Here is a 15,499-nt window from a genome sequence, read left to right on the forward strand (position 1 = left end):
TTTATACCGTAGAATTCATGACCGGAACTTTTGCTCCGGTCTGGTATACCCTGAAAATATTCACCGTAGTTCTATTTTCTCCACCGTCTATGGAAAGAGATCCGGGAATTGATAATAATTTGAATTGTCTCATGTTACCCGAGTCACTCCCAAGGAGAATCTCGTAATAATTATCCGCCGGAATCTCCTCCTCCGCAGTGATGATAATCTGGTTTACCCGGGGATCATACCGGAGCAAAAGGCCTGGTTCCAAGGGCGATGATATGGCCTGAACAGGTCTATTCTTCCCGAGAAGAGTTGGAGATGGCGTAACCTTCGTTAATTCAGGTTTTTGAGTTACGAGTGGAGGAGGGGTTGAAGAAGGATTTGGAAGGGTTTCATAATTGAGTAATCGAACCTCTTCTCCTGCTTTATATTCATGGTAGGGTTTCAATACCTGGGCAAGTCCGGGAACCTGGGTTACTGTGATATGGTCTGAAATCGGTTTGTACTCAATAACTCCAAAGATAATCAATGCAAAGAGTATGAAGAGAATAGTAAGTCCTAGAGAGAGACCTACCTGGGTTGCTGTAGCATGCCTGGTTCCCCGGTCAAAATCCGGTGATTTCACTTCAATCCATGTTACCGGACGTGAAAACCGCTCCGGATGTTCAATGATCAATTGTTCCTGAATTACCTCGGTTCCATGACTTGTCTTCTCCCACTTGTAGGGCTTAAATATTAACTGGAGCGTTCCTTTCCAGGCCCCTATGCTCATCAGAATCCAGTATGCCGGAGAAAAGAATGCATACAGGAGCAGATCATATTGTTTTTCTTTATAAGTTGCAACCATCATCATACTGAGGAAAAAGAGGTTTCCTATCAGTAAATTAAATACCGCAATAGCTGCAAAAGGCCAAAAATTAAACCATCCGGAGAAGTAATTCGGAACAAAAAATGCCGCGATAAAAACCAGCCAGAGAAACAGATTCATTAAGGGAAGATAGAAGTTCCCCCCAAATCCGGTCTGGAAAATCAGGAAATTCTTAAATCCTATATCTTTAAAAACCCGTATCGGATGCCTCATCGTGACAAACCAGGTGATAACAAATCCCTTTACCCACCGTGATCGCTGCTTTATCCATGACGGAACCTTTGTAACCGCTTCCTCATAGGTATGGGAGTTTAAAACACCGGTGTGCAGTTTTTTCCGTGCAATCCGCATCCCTAAGTCGGCATCTTCTGTGACATTGTACGGGTCCCAGGCACCAAGTTCTTTCAGGGTTTTCATCCGGAAATGATTGCTGGTCCCGCCGAGTGGGATAGGAGCATCAATTTTATCAAGCCCCTGTATATAAAAGTCATAATAATAAGAATATTCAATGGAGAACCATCTGGTAAGCAGATTTTTCCGGGCATTATAAAAGTTAAGGAGGCACTGGACACAGGCGTATTTGTCACCAAGACGGTTAAAGGCAATAACGACTTTTTTCAGCTGGTCACGGTCAGGAAAATCTTCTGCATCATAAATGACAACAAATTCTCCCCTGGACCGCTTTAGTCCATAATTACAGGCACGTGGCTTGGTCTTGATTTCTGCATTCGGGATGACCACCGGATGAAAAATACTTAAAAATGAATGATATTCGGCCTCTGACATCGGAGATATTATCTCTTCTATATTTCCAAAGAGGCCTAGTTTTCTTGCCTTATTAAGAGTTTCAGTATCCTCTTCTTCCATGAGGATCTTTACATCCAGTTTGTCCCGTGGATAATTGATATTTGAAATGTTTTGTAAAATATGGGGAAGCATCTCCTGTTCATGGAACAACGGAACTAATACCGTATATACCGGGAGATCCTCGTCTTTTAATTCTTTTACATCATCATCAGAGATGTAGATAACTTTTTTTGTACCGGCCAGTCCTTCAAGTGAGATATAAAACTTGATAGGATTCATGACAAAATATGCAATATTTGTGATGGTAAAGAAGACAAATAACCAGAAATACGGGTTAGATATGACAAGGACTGCAGCAATCAGTAATCCGATGATGATTGCCGCTTTTTGCCAGGGGAGTAATATCCGGTATGCAGATTCGTCCGGCGAACGATTGACCAGTTCACTTAATGCACTGTACGCATGAGGGCCCTGATAACTCACATCAGTAACTGCCAGAACAGCATTGAGAGGAGTGACCACTCTCTCTATCTTTTTCCCGAAAAGATCCTCCATTCTTTTAAATAATGGAGTATCAAGTGGATTTGCGGTTGCTATCTTTAAATATGAGGGCTTGGATTCAAGCAGGACAATGAACGCCTGGTCTCCGATTGCATAGGGAAGGATGGATCCAACCTGGGGCCGGGTAAGAAGAAAATCCGCTTCCATAAAGGAAAGCCCCATCCGGTTTGCCAAAAATGCATAAAAATCATCAGGGACAGAAATTCGGAATTTTTTTATTGCAGGAATAATCATTTCAAGAGTGATTTCAGGATCTTCAAGTAATACGGTATTGGGGACATCCATCTCCTGAAGGGTTTTTATTAATTCATCCTTTGTTATATCACTCATGATGTGTCACATTCTCATTTGAGAGAGAGTAATCGCTCTTCTAAAAATTCAGCAACCTTCTCACCATCCAACTCTGCTTCCTTCTCCTGTTCGTTAAGTTTTTCCTTGATTTTTTCGATGAGATCCTTCGGGTTTACTGGTTTCATAAGGTATCCGTCTGCTCCGGCATTTAAAGAAAAGACTGAATTGTCAAGGCTGGCATAACCGGTCACCATGATTTTTTTCATACCTGGACGGAGTTTATGGGCTTTTACCAGTAACTCTGTCCCTTCCATATCCGGAAGCTTGATGTCAAATATGGCAAGATGGAAAAAATCATTCTCGATTTTTAAAAGTGCCTCTTCGCCCGTCAATGCAGTATCAACTTCATATCCTTCAAGTTCAAGAATTTGTTTTGAACTGTCCAGAATTGCCGGGTCATCATCAACATAAAGAATTCTTTTCATTGTTATACTCCCATTATATAATTTCTAAACCGGTAAATTTACCTCAAAGGCTGTACCTTTTGAAGATGTTTCTTTTAGAGATATTGTTCCTCCCTGTGCTTCAATCAGTCGTTTACAGACAGCAAGACCAAGACCGGTTCCTTTTGGTTTTGTCGTGTAAAGAGGATCAAAAATTCTTGCCTTTACACCCTCGGGAATACCTATTCCGGTATCTGAAATGAATATACTGATATTATCTGATTTCAAGCCCGCCTTTACGGTCAATACTCCACCTTTCTGCATAGCCTGAATTGCATTAGTGATAATATTTTCCATGACTTTCATGAATAATAAGCGATCTACCCTGATCCTGATACCTGATTCAATCTCTTTTATGACTGTTATTGAATCCGGAGGTGATAATTTGAGAATAAGGTCTTCAAAAAGGGGTTCAAGATTGGTAATCTCTCTCTCAGGAGTAATAACCCGTGAATAATCCTGCAGGTCTGATATTATCTTGTTCAGGTATAATATTTCTCCCCCAATCCGGTTAAAAATATCACGAATTCCATATTTCATTAAAATTGAATGTTCTTCTGGAGACATTTTGTTTAAGGCGGAATCCAGAATATATTGCATGTTAGTGATTACCTGAAGTGGATTTCGCATATCATGGCCAATCATCGTTGCAACTTCACCAATGACTGCATAACGCTGTGCCTCTTGTAATTGTCTGGTTCTTTCTTCTACTAATTCTTCCAGATGCCGGGTGTATAATTCAAGACGGTTGCGAGTCCGGAATAATTCTATTGATTGAGCTATTTTTTGAGATAGTTCATTGAAAATGATGTTGATGTCATTTTTTATAGATGATTCATCGGTTGGATTCTGAGCAAAAGTAGTTAATATTTCACGGTCACGGTCTGTAATATTAAATAGTTGAAAGGGAATGTTAATGCCAGATTGTTGAAGGTTGAGGTGTAGATTGATGGCATCTGTATCATCCAGATCATAGTCAGACAAAATGAGATCAAATGATTCTTTATTGACAATATCTATTGCTTCCCTTCCGGTAGGGCATACATGAACATGAAGGAGACTGGGCATTTCAAGATATTTTTTAGTTACTGCTCCAATTGGTTTTGAGCTAATAACTAAAAGTATGTGAAATTTTTCCTCATCGGATATTTCGGATAGATATTCTGGTATGGACGTCATTATGGTGAACTCATACAGAACCTGCATACTTACATAAACCGGCATCCATATTGTATCTTGGGTATGGTACCATCTTGTTCAATGAAGAAAAAGCTCATCGTTCATGTTAACTCTAAATCCAGTTTTTTTCATTGTTCCGGGTTGGTTATTTTCTCAATGTTCCTGATTTTTTGTTCCATTACCGAGGGAAGCATGCAGGAATTATGTATTCCTGGAAATGGCACACTCTGGAATGGTGCTTTTACTCCGGTAGAATATCATATGAATGAGATGGATATTTCTGATGAGAGTATCAGTTCATATATTCATCACACCGGCAAACCTCTGGCAATCATATGCTTTTCTCATGAATGGAGTTTAAATCGTAGGTTTCCTGCTGATCAGGCAAGCACCATTCATTCCTTTGGTGCGATACCCTACATTCGGTTAATGCTCCGGACGGACAATAAACAATACCAGCCTGAGCCTTTTTACACCCTGAAACGGATCAGAGACGGTTATTATGATTCAGATTTACGGGCTTTTGCACGAGATGCCCGTGATGTTTCATATCCGATTCTTATTGAATATGGAACTGAAATGAATGGGTGGTGGTTTTCCTGGAATGGGTACTGGACCGGAAAGGCGGAAGGAACAGAGTTATTTAAATCAGCCTACAGGCATATTATCGATGTTATGGATGAGGAAGGGGCGAATAATCTATATTGGGTCTTCCATATGAACTGGCATTCAAATCCTGAAGAATCCTGGAATGCCCCGGATAATTACTACCCTGGTGATGAGTATATTGATATCGTTGGTGTATCAGTATACGGAGCGCTGACCCGGTTTGAAAACGGAACGCTTTCCTTTTCAGAGATGATGAATATCGGATACAAGGAAGCGAAAAATATTTCCCCCGCAAAACCGGTTATTCTTTCTGAGATAGGAACTGACTTACATAATTGTAACACTCCTGCATACCCTTGGATTGAGGAGGTATTTTTATCCCTGGCTAAAAACAGTTGGCCTGACCTTATTGGGTATGTATGGTGGAATGCCGGATGGCCAATAGATTCCAATTACCGTAATAATACCACCATGCGGATTGAAGAAGACCCTGACATTCAGGTTCTGTTCCGGAAATATCTGGCAAGGGATACAGTTTTGGGAAAAGTCTGTGGATAATTTTTTGAATTTATTATTTCTGGGATATTCTTCTCCAACTGTCTTTTGGTATAAGCATTTCAAACGTGGCCCCTTTTCCGGGAGTACCACATTCGCGTATTGATATCTTTGTAATGTCCAGTATTTCCCGGATTAAGAACAATCCCATTCCGGTATTCTTTCCATGGCCTTGTTTAAAAATTAGATTTTTTTCCTCCTCTGAAATACCTGTACCATCATCTGCATAAACAATTCGATAATCGTCACCTGATTGCTCCGCTGAAATAGTAATGGCGGATACTTCCTGACCATGCCGGTGTGAATTATCAATAAGGTTATACATTACTTTTTCAAACATAGGGTCTACATAGATTTCAATGGGAATTTCCTGAACTGAGAGTTCAAAACCCCTTAGGATGGATTTTATTGATGGTCTGTTCATAACTTCTCCTATTCTCATCCATACCGGTTTTTGCATACCAAGCTCCTGGTATTCCTTGGTAAAGGTGATGAGGGTTTTGATGTCATTTCCTGCGGTCAGGATATTTTTAAGATTTTTCTTTTCTGCTTCATCTGTTGTAGTAGCCAAAAGCAGCTCACTATACCCATAGATGACCATGACTTTATTGAGGATGTCATGCCTTGTCACACTACTGAGGATTGCCAGTTTATTCTGAGATACTTTAAGTGCTTCATAAGCTCTCATTAATTCCTGCTCAGATTCTTTCCGGTCAGTTATATCAAACACATAATTCGTGACACCAATGATGGAAAGATCTTTGTCATAAACCGGCACAAAAATACTTGAAATCCAGGTACTATGATCCCTGGATTGAAAATGCATCTCAAGGTCAGGTGCTACAATTTTTTCTCCGGCAACGGCTTTGGAAAAATAAGGATATGTTCCGTTTTTATCTAAATGAGGGAAAAATTCAAAGACAACTTTTCCTTTCATTGGTTCAAACTTTAATCCGAAAATGCGTTCCATTTCAGGGTTGTAAAACAAAACCCGGGCATCTTTATCGAGCACCATGATTCCAATATTCGCTGAGTTAACAATTGTTTTGATGAACTCTTCACTATCCTCAATTTTTTTCCGGCTCGTAATGAGTTCCTGATTTGAAGCCTGAAGCTTCAGAGTTAAGGTAAGAAGGTCCTCGTTATTATCTCTCAGTTTGTCATTTGCATCTTCTAATTCCCTTTTTATTTTCTGAATCTCACCCCATAACCGGGAGTTGTTTATGGCAAGACCAAGGAAGGAGGTCATGGAAAGGGTTAGGTTAAGGTATTCTCGTATCCTGTCCGGAACTGAAACCCCAAATATGCCTAAAACGCCGAGAATCATTTTTTTATGTCGGATGGAAATGATAAATCCGTGATTATCGTCAAGGAGGTAATAATCTCTTTCTAATCCGATGAAGAGTAATTCAGATGATGGGACACTCCCGCCGGGAGGAAAAATACGAATCTCTTCTGGCCCTGATGATGTATACGGAAGGTACTCAATTTTTTCAGGTGCAAAAAGTGATTGAAACATGATAAAAATACGGGATATGACCTCAGATTCTTCATTTACTGAAGCAACCTCACTGATAAGTGAAATTACGGCCATCTGAGTAGCATAGGATTGAAGCGGAGATTGATTACGTATTTCATCCAAATCATTGATCTGTTTTATTCTCCAATTGCATATCTCAGTTTTTACAATCGCTGTGAGGTAAGATGTGCCTGTTTTAAGAGTAGTAACTGGAAGTCCGGTAAATTTCTCAAATGATCTGATGATATCCTCAGAAACGGCGATAAGACCGGTATCTAAAAGGATAATTCCACGCAAACTCGAAGAAAAAAAGGTCGTGGGGACTGAGGGATTAAGCCCCATTTCGGTTACATATCGTTCCCAGTTTAAAAGCCACCCGGGAAAGATAACATAATTTCCCTTTGACGCTAAATCTTGAATCAATTCAATTGGAGCGACCAGTGCATGGCAGGTATCCGGACCGACAGAGGTAATATTTGTTGGAAGAATGTCTCTTTTGGAAAGGGATTTATCGCCAAACAATAATCCGGATTTTTCAGGATGCATATGTTCAGAGAAAAATGTCTCAACATGCTCATTTTTGAATTTTCCTGCTGTACAGTAATGCGGGTAAAAAAACAGTCTTGTTCCTTTTGGGGCAGAAAGGTTGTGAAAAATATGTGTGATCTCTTCTTTTAGTGTCTCACAGAAAAAAAGACAGAGTTCACCGTGTTTTGCACTAGACAGAGATTGGATACCTCCCATATTCATATACGGCATCACGGATTGCAAAGAGAACTTCATCAGGAACCTGTAATGGAATTTCTCCGTGATTATCACTCAAAATGAAACCTCCACCAGGGGCTGCATCAGATATTACCTGTTTTACTATTGAAAAAGTTTTTTCCCGAGTCCAGTGTCTCATCTCTATGCCGTTGAGGTTCCCAATGACCGTAGCTTTTCCGGCACATTTTTGCTTAATCTCGGATAATTTTTCATGTCCACCGCCCCAGACGGCAACACCCACCGTTCCTGTGGAAAGGACATTGTCAAGAATCGGAAGAACACTGGCTGATGCAAACCCCGTCACTACTGGCCCTGGCACTTTGGGAATTAACTCTTTTGCAATTTTAAGTCCTGTTTTCCGGTATAGTTCCGGGGGGATGATGGTTGGAGATGAGACCGGATCATAATAGATAATTCCACTCGCTCCCGCCTCTATCTGAGCAGTTGCCCAGTCCATGAAAAAGCGTTTGTTTACTTCAATGAGCCGGTTAAATCGGATTTCATCTGAATATATGAGGCGGATGTAATCTTCAAATCCCATCTGCATGACCGGGAGTGAAAGAGGGGATATAGCAACACCAAAAATGGGAGCATCATCCGGAGCATCTTTTTTCAGGGTCTTAATCATATCCAGCACTACCTGAAGGCATTCTGTCTCTTCTACTACCGGAGCGGTAAGGGTGTCTATTTCATCTCCGGTTCTGATTATCGGCCTTCCGCTATTTGGTGGCCCGTCTTCCCTGAAAATTACCTCTCCCCCAAATGCTTCGTATTCCACCGGGGAATAATGAAATCCGATATACGCATCAGTACCGAATTTTTCACGGGTTGCAATGAGGCCCTGGGCAACAAGTTCTGAAGATGTAAAATATTTTTTTAAGGGTATGCCCATGTCTCTGGCGGGATGCATGGTAGGATTGAGAATGAGTGGAACCCTGTCTGGTTCTTTATGACTAATTGTTGTTAGAATCCTCTCTAATGAACTCATTGTCATGATGTACCCTCCATCTCCCTAAGGGCAGTGATTGCATCCGATGCGGTAAAACAAACACGGTCTGCACCTACTTCTTTTCCAAGGTCCGGATCAAACCTGAATGGTGCTCCTCCCACGATGATTTTCACGCCCTCATTTGAGATCTGATCTGATATTTCCCGGATCTTCAACGCTGACGGGAGCATCAGGGTGGATATAAAAAGATATTTAATTTCGTCCTTTTGAATGAGGGGAAGTAATTCAGCAGCATCTCTCCTTCCATATCGTATTGGGGAATATCCGGCACCTATCAGGTATGCTGCCACAATCCGCTCTCCAAGCATGTGATAATCCTCGAGAACAACCGTGGCGATTTTGGATTTTTTACTACTATCATATTCATTATATGGATATAATGCCGTAATTGCTTCCTCGATAAGGACTCCAGCCATATATACCTGTGATATGGCAAGGGTTCCTTCTTCCCACCTTCTCCCGATCTCTTCTAAAGCAGGAACTACTATGGAATCAATAATGTAAAGTTTTTCAGCATTTTCATGGGGTGTAGATAGTATTTCCCTGACAGCAAGTCTATCCATGTTCAACAAAGCAGAGATAAGATCGTCGATCTTTTTTTGGGAAAAATCTGCTGTCATAAATAACCTCCTTTTGTATTTTGTAGAAAATATATGTTTCTAGGAGATCAGAATGAAAAACCACATTCGATTTATGAATATTCGTAATAGAAAAGTTTTCTAAATCATTCTTTTATTTTAACTGGGGGTTGATGTTAATCAGGTTCAGGTCAGGATTTTTTTCTTACTTTCGTCTATCCAATTTGAGGAAGACACCGGTGCAGACAAGGGTGATACATCCGGACAGGTAAAAGACCATACTAATTCCGGAACAGTCCATTACCAGACCGGAGAGGAGAGGGGCGATGATGAGACCGAGTGCAAGTGAGGTGTTGACCATTCCCGAAGCACTACCCTGACCGATTTCACGGCCTGCACAGGTTACAAGGGCAAACAGGGCCGGAAGGGAAAGACCTCGTCCAATTCCAAGGAGAAGGGCTGAAAACAGATAAAATTCTATTCCGCTTGTTACCGGAACCATGAGAAGTGATATCCCTATCATTAAAACTCCGGCTCCTATCAGATGGTAATGCCGGAAAGAGTCCGATATCCTGGAGAAAAAGTGCTGAAATACCGGAGTGGAAATGACAGATACTAAAATGATAAGTCCGGTCTCGGATGACGAGATCTCCGGGTCCTGAATGGCGACGATTGGCAAAAAAACCATGAACGTTCCGTTTGCAAGGGCATACATGAGCTGGTAAAGGATTGGTCCCTGAAGTGCCTTATGGAAGATAATGTCCCTAAAAGAGGACTTTATTGCAGGTTTGCAAGAAATATCCGGGAGATAATAGAAACTTGTGGTGAGTGCCAGGAGAGAGAAAAATGCCATTGCAAAAAAAACTGCGTTCATGGAGAAGAGATCTGATATCACTCCTCCGATGAATGGTCCAAAACTCATACCAAGGTAGATGGAACTGACAAAGGAGCCGATAAATTTCCCTTCTTCATCGACTGGAGCGATATCACTTATATATGCAATCGCGATTGGGAGGATCATGGCAGAGGCCATGCCGTGAAAAAACCTCAGAGCTGTCAGTTCATAAACGGTTCCGGCAAGAAGATAGAATGCGGAAAGGATGGCATAGGATGAAAGCCCGATAAGAATCAGTTTCTTTCTCCCGTAATTATCTGACATCCTTCCAAATACCGGAAGAAACAGTATTCGGGCAAGAGCGAAGGCAGAAAAGATTGTCCCAATCCAGATACCGGTTGCTCCCATGGTAACTGCATACCGGGGGAGCAGGGGAATGACGATTCCAACACCTATCATTGCACAAAAAACTGCAGCGTAGAGTGAGAAGAATATCCGGCTGCGGGTATTTGTATCAACAACAGGAGTCAGTGAAGCGTTCATGGATGCATATTCTAGATATAATGATGGCGATATCAGGAAATATTCGGGCGTTTGAAAAGATAAGTAAGAATAATTTTTCGTCCGCTCGGATTTTTATCCCGGCTATTTCTGTCGAATCCTGAAAGTGATAAGAATATCCGGATGATACTTCCTTTCGTTATAGATTGATCGGTGCACCTATGAAAATAGGTATCGGTTTTAATCCAGTTCATAAACAAGCGATGATTAAGAATTTTCATGGAAATCCAAGTAAAAATAGGTAATAAATATTATCTGGCTCACATAACCTCATGATCTCCAGATAAATGACACAGTTTTCATTTGAATATTTTTTTGGAGAAATTTTTTGAGATATTATTTTTTGCAGTATTCTTTTTTTCAGGATCATGTTTCTGATTCAGATGATATACCCTGGTATTCTCCCCCCGGATGGAAAGGAGTTTTTCTAAAGGATCTCATCGGAGATACCCAGACGAATGGAAAATTCAGTTATCATCTTGTGCGGGTACAGGAAAATTGTGAAGTACCATTACATAGTCATGATTCCCAATATGAATGGAACGTAATTCTTGGAGGTAATGGGATTTTTACATTGGATAATAGGGATTTTCCGATAACAAAGGGTCAGACCTTTGTTACACCTCCGGGAGTAACTCATATTGTCCGTGCAGGGAACAGGGATTTGGTTCTTCTTGCGATGTTTGTTCCGTCATTGGAATAGATCTTTCGATTCCTTTTTTTCATTTGATTCATTTATTTCGATACTGATATATCTGTTGGATTCAAGGTATCAGTAATATCCGGAGTAAGTCATATGAAATGGTTTTCTATTGGAGTTCTTATCTGTTTGGTTTTTCTGACAATGCAGGGTGTTCTGGCTGAATCGCTCTTTTCCTTTGACCAGGAAATAAAGCCGGACCTATATGTAACTGATGATCTAATCTCCCGTGCAGGGACAATTAATATTCCTGCAGGACTTGGAATTCTTACGACAAATGAAATTATCCAGCCATATTGGGCACCAGCCCATGATGTTCTTCCTATCCGGATGGATTTTTCTCCGGTAAATCAGAAAGGACCTATTGCTGATCTTTCAATTGTCGGAATTGATATGTACCAATTTGGAAATGAGGTAAAAAATATATTTTCTTTTTCAAATGGTGTTCCATTGAATATCGTAACCACGTATTTTGTCAACAGCTCAGAAACAATCCCTTATTATCTTTTTCTTCGCAATACGCTGGATAAAGGGGATACGATTCATGATTTTAATTATGTCTATTCAGCAGAATATGAACCGATATCGTATAACCAAACTGCTTACCAGTCAGGAAATCCATCAGGCAACTATCATACCAGTATGGGAGCTATCAATCTGACCTTTTCTAAAAAACCTGACTGGTTGCCATATCTAAATGGGACATTTTCTGATGGCTATATTATTGGCGGAACAGTAAACGGTCCGGTCTGGTTTGGTTCCTGGGGCCCGGATGATGCAACTTTTGATCGTGATCCTTCAAAGGCTCTCTCTGGATCATTTATGGTAGTGTTTAATGAAGACTGGTCATCTTTTTCCGGGACGAAAGGAAACTGGCAGAGCAGCTCTAATGCCGGGAAATTTACCGGTGAAAAAGGAACGTAATTTTTTTTTGAAAACCTGGCTGAGTTTACCTGGGCTTTTCATACTAACCTTTTTCGATACTGATATATCTGTTGAATTCAACGTATCAGTATACCCTCCGGAGTATATGACATGAAAAGGTATACTATTGCACTTTTTTTCTTTCTGGTTTTTCTGATGATGCAGGGAGTTCTCGCTGAATCTTTGATCTCCTTTAACCAGGCTGTAAAACCCAACCCTTATGCAACTGATGATCTCATTTCCCGTGCAGGGACCATGAATATCCCCGCAGGACTTGGAATACTAACAACAAATGAGATTATCCAGCCATTCTGGACTCCGAAGGGAGATATTCTTCCTATCCGGGTGGAATTTTCTCCAGTCGATGTGAATGGACCGGTTGCAGACATTGAAATGATCGGGACACAATTTTACCAGTTTGGAAATGAAGTAAAGGATTTAAGTTTTTCAAACGGAGTTCCCTTGAACATGGTGATGAAGTACTTCATTAACAGTTCTGTACAAATCCCGTATTATGTTATTCTCCGTAATTCCTTGGATAAGGGAGACTCAATTCAAAATTATAATCTGGTTTATTCAGCCGAATATGAGCCTTTAAATCTCAATCTTTCGGCCTACCTGACCGGATATCCCATTGGTAATTACAAAACCAGTATGGGAGAGCTCAATCTGACAACTCCTGAAAAAATGGGTTTGTATCAGGATCTGAAGGGGACTTTAACTGATGATATTACTATAGATGGAACATTAAACGGCCCGGTCTGGTTTGGTTCCTGGTCTTCAAACTGGTCTGTTATTGAGAAGGATCCCTCTAAAGCAGTCGGCGGACAGTTCATGGTCATATTTAATGAAGACTGGTCATCATTTTCAGGAACCAGGGGGAATCAGCATAGTTGTTCGAATGCCGGGAAATTCACCGGAGAAATGGTAACCTAATAACTTTTTAGTTTTTTTTCGAAATCAATAAAAAAAATCCGCTGAGTTGGACTTATAGGTAAAGGAACCGGAAAAATGGGAAATGGTTCTTTCCTATGATTCCTGATATTATTCTGATTTCTTTTCATCCGGATTATCGGATGAATCACATTCTTCCTGTTCTCCAATTGGAGGAGTAATTGAGACGATGAAGTCAGATACCGATTGGGGTCCGGTCATGAGGGTGGCGTTTTTACAAAGCGATGACGGGGCGGTTCCGGAAACAAAGGTTACATTTACCATTGAACCGTCATTTCTCCCGTTATAAGAGAGTGTTTCATCCGGAATCAATTCTTTGCTTACAAGATCTTCTCCCTCAGCCCTGATTGTTACCAGTGCACCTGAAGCAGTACAAAGTGTCCCTGAACAGTTTTCACAGTCCGGAATTTCTGATTGGAGGACTTCATATCCCCCTATAAAGGGCACCGGAATTGATGAGATATCTCCGATTGCATCGGTCACAACAAGGGCACCGGACATATTGGTAACCACCTTTGCAATGGTAATAAAGGTACCATCAGCTCCTCCATATCCGGTCACAACGACCTGATCTCCGGGTGCAATAAGAGAGTATGTTTCATTGTCCGGTACTGTTCCGGTGAGGGAGAGGTCTTCGCTTTTTCTAAAACTACAGTTTGTCAGCCCTTGTGCTGAATACTCACACCCATATGTCCGGGGCTCTGTAATTGTGAGGGTATTTTCAGTTTCGTTCAGTTCAGATACTGTCCCAAGGCTTGTAACTTCCAGGATAACCGAAGATACATGTCCGGTGAAGAGTACCAGCAGACACATAGAAAGTCCCAGTAATACCGGCAGTTTTCTCAATCTCATGGTACCTCTTTTCACTACTTCTTTATTAAATAATTTGGGTTTTCATGGAGTTCAATAATGTATCTTAAATTTTCAGAAGATTTGGAAGTTTCATTACCTTAATGGAGGTAGGTATCCCATACTACACATGGATCTTGGAGAATTGTTCCTTTTATTCATCGAACAATACCACGAAGTCCTCAGGGAAGCTGACGAAGCTGAGATGAAAGCAACCGGGCTTCCGGATATTACGATTCACCAGTTTTTTTACCTGCAGGAGATCCGGCGACAAAAAGTTACCACTCTTACCGAGCTTGCAAAAGCTTTGTCCATTTCAAAACCTTCTGCAACAGCGGTTGTCAGTCGGCTCATAAAAGACGGGTTTATTTCCAGGACACAATCAGAAAAAGACCAGAGAAAATATCATCTTTCCCTGACTGAAAAAGGGCATCTCATTTTTCACCATAAAGAACTGGCGTACAAAAAATTTATACTGCAGGTTCAGCGTTGTACCTCAGAAAAACAGCAAAAATTACTTGCCGAAGCTTTTCAGATCATGATCTCCTCTTCTCAAAAAAGCAACACTCATAATTAGTTAGTTAGCTCTAACAAACTTTTTATTGATGAGAGGCCAACACTTTTATATGGACCAGGAAAGAATGGAAATCGGTCTGAGAAAATTAAAAGATGTGGATGGAAAGGCTGGAGAAGAGGTCTATGAGAGGATTAGTAAAATCTCGCCATTTATGGCGGGTTTTTTAGTAGAGTCATTTGGTGATGTATATTCTATCCCGGCCATTGATGATAAAACCAGGGAGATTGCGGTTATTGGAGCACTCACCGCTCTTGGGTATGCAATTCCACAATTAAAAGTTCATATCCATGCCGGACTTAATGTCGGACTTTCAAAGGAAGAGATCCTTGCGATTATTAATACAATAGGTATTTACGCCGGATTTCCTGCTGCTCTGAATGCCCTGTTTGCAGCACAGGAAGTATTTGATGAAGCGGGACTGAAAAAGTGACATTGTTCAGGTTCAATTTAGGATATTTAAAGATTTACTCTCTAAATTAATTATAATTTTCTAATTATGGGTATTAGTTTAGGTTTTTTTCCGCTCCTGAAAGGATGCAAAGCATTTTAAATCAAAAAGGTCTGTAAAAAAGTACAGATCTATGTCGGATCAAATTAGTGACATTTGTCAGGTTTTTTTTATAAAGTATAAAACACTGTCTCTAATTTTTTTTATTATTCTTGCAGTTTTTTTAGAATTTCTTATTCATTACATCTTCCGAATATCCACAGTTTACATCCATTTTATTTATCTTTTAGTTGTACTTGCTGCTATCTGGTATCAGCGCAGAGCGATATACCTGGCACTTCTATTTGGAATTATTCATGTTGCAATTATAGTTAGTTGCAATACTTTCTATACTATTGAATTTAAATATGGTTTATGGTAAA

14 protein-coding genes are annotated in these 15,499 nt (G+C 40.5%); 6 read left to right on the forward strand and 8 right to left on the reverse strand.

Going from position 1 to position 15,499, the window contains the following annotated elements; translation table 11 throughout:
- Window position 1: 1 nt before the first annotated feature.
- From DLD82_RS15545 to DLD82_RS15555, 3 genes are read right to left on the reverse strand one after another with little or no spacing between them, the layout of a single operon-like run.
- Window positions 2–2,551 (reverse strand): glycosyltransferase family 2 protein, encoded by a 2,550-nt coding sequence (locus DLD82_RS15545; RefSeq protein WP_109942045.1) that lies wholly within the window; start codon window positions 2,549–2,551, stop codon window positions 2–4.
- A gap of 14 nt (window positions 2,552–2,565) precedes the next feature.
- A complete protein-coding gene (locus DLD82_RS15550) occupies window positions 2,566–2,997 on the reverse strand; it encodes a response regulator (RefSeq protein WP_109942046.1) in 432 nt (143 codons plus the stop codon).
- 24 nt (window positions 2,998–3,021) lie between these two features.
- On the reverse strand, window positions 3,022–4,194 hold the full coding sequence (locus tag DLD82_RS15555) for a sensor histidine kinase (protein ID WP_181391481.1): 1,173 nt from the start codon (window positions 4,192–4,194) through the stop codon (window positions 3,022–3,024).
- A 192-nt stretch (window positions 4,195–4,386) separates the two neighbouring features.
- On the opposite strand from DLD82_RS15555, the gene DLD82_RS15560 reads away from it, so the two are divergent.
- Entirely contained in the window at window positions 4,387–5,361 is a 975-nt protein-coding gene (locus DLD82_RS15560) for a glycoside hydrolase family 26 protein (RefSeq protein ID WP_181391482.1), read from the forward strand.
- 13 nt (window positions 5,362–5,374) lie between these two features.
- Here DLD82_RS15560 and DLD82_RS15565 read toward each other — a convergent pair whose 3' ends face one another.
- From DLD82_RS15565 to DLD82_RS15580, 4 genes are all read right to left on the reverse strand, one after another.
- Window positions 5,375–7,660, reverse strand: coding sequence for a PAS domain-containing protein (locus DLD82_RS15565; protein WP_109942049.1), 2,286 nt, complete (start codon window positions 7,658–7,660; stop codon window positions 5,375–5,377).
- Window positions 7,596–8,636 carry a uroporphyrinogen decarboxylase family protein gene (locus DLD82_RS15570; RefSeq protein ID WP_109942050.1) on the reverse strand — a complete coding sequence of 347 codons (1,041 nt, stop codon included), beginning with the start codon at window positions 8,634–8,636 and terminating at the stop codon, window positions 7,596–7,598. The genes DLD82_RS15565 and DLD82_RS15570 overlap by 65 nt, the downstream gene beginning before the upstream one ends.
- Window positions 8,633–9,271, reverse strand: coding sequence for a cobalamin B12-binding domain-containing protein (locus DLD82_RS15575; protein ID WP_109942051.1), 639 nt, complete (start codon window positions 9,269–9,271; stop codon window positions 8,633–8,635). Before DLD82_RS15575 ends, DLD82_RS15570 begins: the two co-directional genes overlap by 4 nt.
- Window positions 9,272–9,434: 163 nt before the next feature.
- Window positions 9,435–10,607: an MFS transporter gene (locus DLD82_RS15580; RefSeq protein WP_109942052.1), complete on the reverse strand. Its 1,173-nt coding sequence runs from the start codon at window positions 10,605–10,607 to the stop codon at window positions 9,435–9,437.
- Window positions 10,608–10,968: 361 nt separating this feature from the next.
- Between DLD82_RS15580 and DLD82_RS15590 the strand changes: the two genes are divergently transcribed.
- From DLD82_RS15590 to DLD82_RS15600, 3 genes are all read left to right on the forward strand, one after another.
- On the forward strand, window positions 10,969–11,328 hold the full coding sequence (locus DLD82_RS15590; RefSeq protein ID WP_181391483.1) for a cupin domain-containing protein: 360 nt from the start codon (window positions 10,969–10,971) through the stop codon (window positions 11,326–11,328).
- 93 nt (window positions 11,329–11,421) lie between these two features.
- Window positions 11,422–12,249, forward strand: a complete 828-nt coding sequence (locus tag DLD82_RS15595; protein WP_109942055.1) for a hypothetical protein — start codon at window positions 11,422–11,424, stop codon at window positions 12,247–12,249.
- A 111-nt stretch (window positions 12,250–12,360) separates the two neighbouring features.
- Complete coding sequence (locus DLD82_RS15600) at window positions 12,361–13,185, forward strand: hypothetical protein (RefSeq protein WP_109942056.1); 825 nt, start codon at window positions 12,361–12,363, stop codon at window positions 13,183–13,185.
- Between the two features lie 108 nt (window positions 13,186–13,293).
- Here DLD82_RS15600 and DLD82_RS15605 read toward each other — a convergent pair whose 3' ends face one another.
- Window positions 13,294–14,055: a hypothetical protein gene (locus tag DLD82_RS15605; RefSeq protein ID WP_146199834.1), complete on the reverse strand. Its 762-nt coding sequence runs from the start codon at window positions 14,053–14,055 to the stop codon at window positions 13,294–13,296.
- Window positions 14,056–14,182: 127 nt separating this feature from the next.
- Here DLD82_RS15605 and DLD82_RS15610 point away from each other — a divergent pair, with 127 nt between their 5' ends.
- Window positions 14,183–14,629 carry a MarR family winged helix-turn-helix transcriptional regulator gene (locus tag DLD82_RS15610; RefSeq protein ID WP_109942058.1) on the forward strand — a complete coding sequence of 149 codons (447 nt, stop codon included), beginning with the start codon at window positions 14,183–14,185 and terminating at the stop codon, window positions 14,627–14,629.
- Window positions 14,630–14,693: 64 nt separating this feature from the next.
- Complete coding sequence (locus DLD82_RS15615; RefSeq protein ID WP_219968484.1) at window positions 14,694–15,059, forward strand: carboxymuconolactone decarboxylase family protein; 366 nt, start codon at window positions 14,694–14,696, stop codon at window positions 15,057–15,059.
- Window positions 15,060–15,499 lie beyond the last annotated feature (440 nt).

Source organism: Methanospirillum stamsii (genome assembly GCF_003173335.1).
GTDB lineage: Archaea > Halobacteriota > Methanomicrobia > Methanomicrobiales > Methanospirillaceae > Methanospirillum > Methanospirillum stamsii.

Excerpts from the sequence above, each read along its gene's own strand:
- DLD82_RS15560 (WP_181391482.1), top strand. The coding sequence starts at position 4,387 with ATGCAGGAATTATGTATTCCTGGAAATGGCACACTCTGGAATGGTGCT.
- DLD82_RS15615 (WP_219968484.1), top strand. The coding sequence starts at position 14,694 with ATGGAAATCGGTCTGAGAAAATTAAAAGATGTGGATGGAAAGGCTGGA.
- DLD82_RS15605 (WP_146199834.1), bottom strand. The coding sequence starts at position 14,055 with ATGAGATTGAGAAAACTGCCGGTATTACTGGGACTTTCTATGTGTCTG.
- DLD82_RS15570 (WP_109942050.1), bottom strand. The coding sequence starts at position 8,636 with ATGACAATGAGTTCATTAGAGAGGATTCTAACAACAATTAGTCATAAA.
- DLD82_RS15610 (WP_109942058.1), top strand. The coding sequence starts at position 14,183 with ATGGATCTTGGAGAATTGTTCCTTTTATTCATCGAACAATACCACGAA.
- DLD82_RS15580 (WP_109942052.1), bottom strand. The coding sequence starts at position 10,607 with ATGAACGCTTCACTGACTCCTGTTGTTGATACAAATACCCGCAGCCGG.
- DLD82_RS15555 (WP_181391481.1), bottom strand. The coding sequence starts at position 4,194 with ATGACGTCCATACCAGAATATCTATCCGAAATATCCGATGAGGAAAAA.
- DLD82_RS15595 (WP_109942055.1), top strand. The coding sequence starts at position 11,422 with ATGAAATGGTTTTCTATTGGAGTTCTTATCTGTTTGGTTTTTCTGACA.
- DLD82_RS15575 (WP_109942051.1), bottom strand. The coding sequence starts at position 9,271 with ATGACAGCAGATTTTTCCCAAAAAAAGATCGACGATCTTATCTCTGCT.
- DLD82_RS15550 (WP_109942046.1), bottom strand. The coding sequence starts at position 2,997 with ATGAAAAGAATTCTTTATGTTGATGATGACCCGGCAATTCTGGACAGT.
- DLD82_RS15600 (WP_109942056.1), top strand. The coding sequence starts at position 12,361 with ATGAAAAGGTATACTATTGCACTTTTTTTCTTTCTGGTTTTTCTGATG.
- DLD82_RS15545 (WP_109942045.1), bottom strand. The coding sequence starts at position 2,551 with ATGAGTGATATAACAAAGGATGAATTAATAAAAACCCTTCAGGAGATG.
- DLD82_RS15565 (WP_109942049.1), bottom strand. The coding sequence starts at position 7,660 with ATGAAGTTCTCTTTGCAATCCGTGATGCCGTATATGAATATGGGAGGT.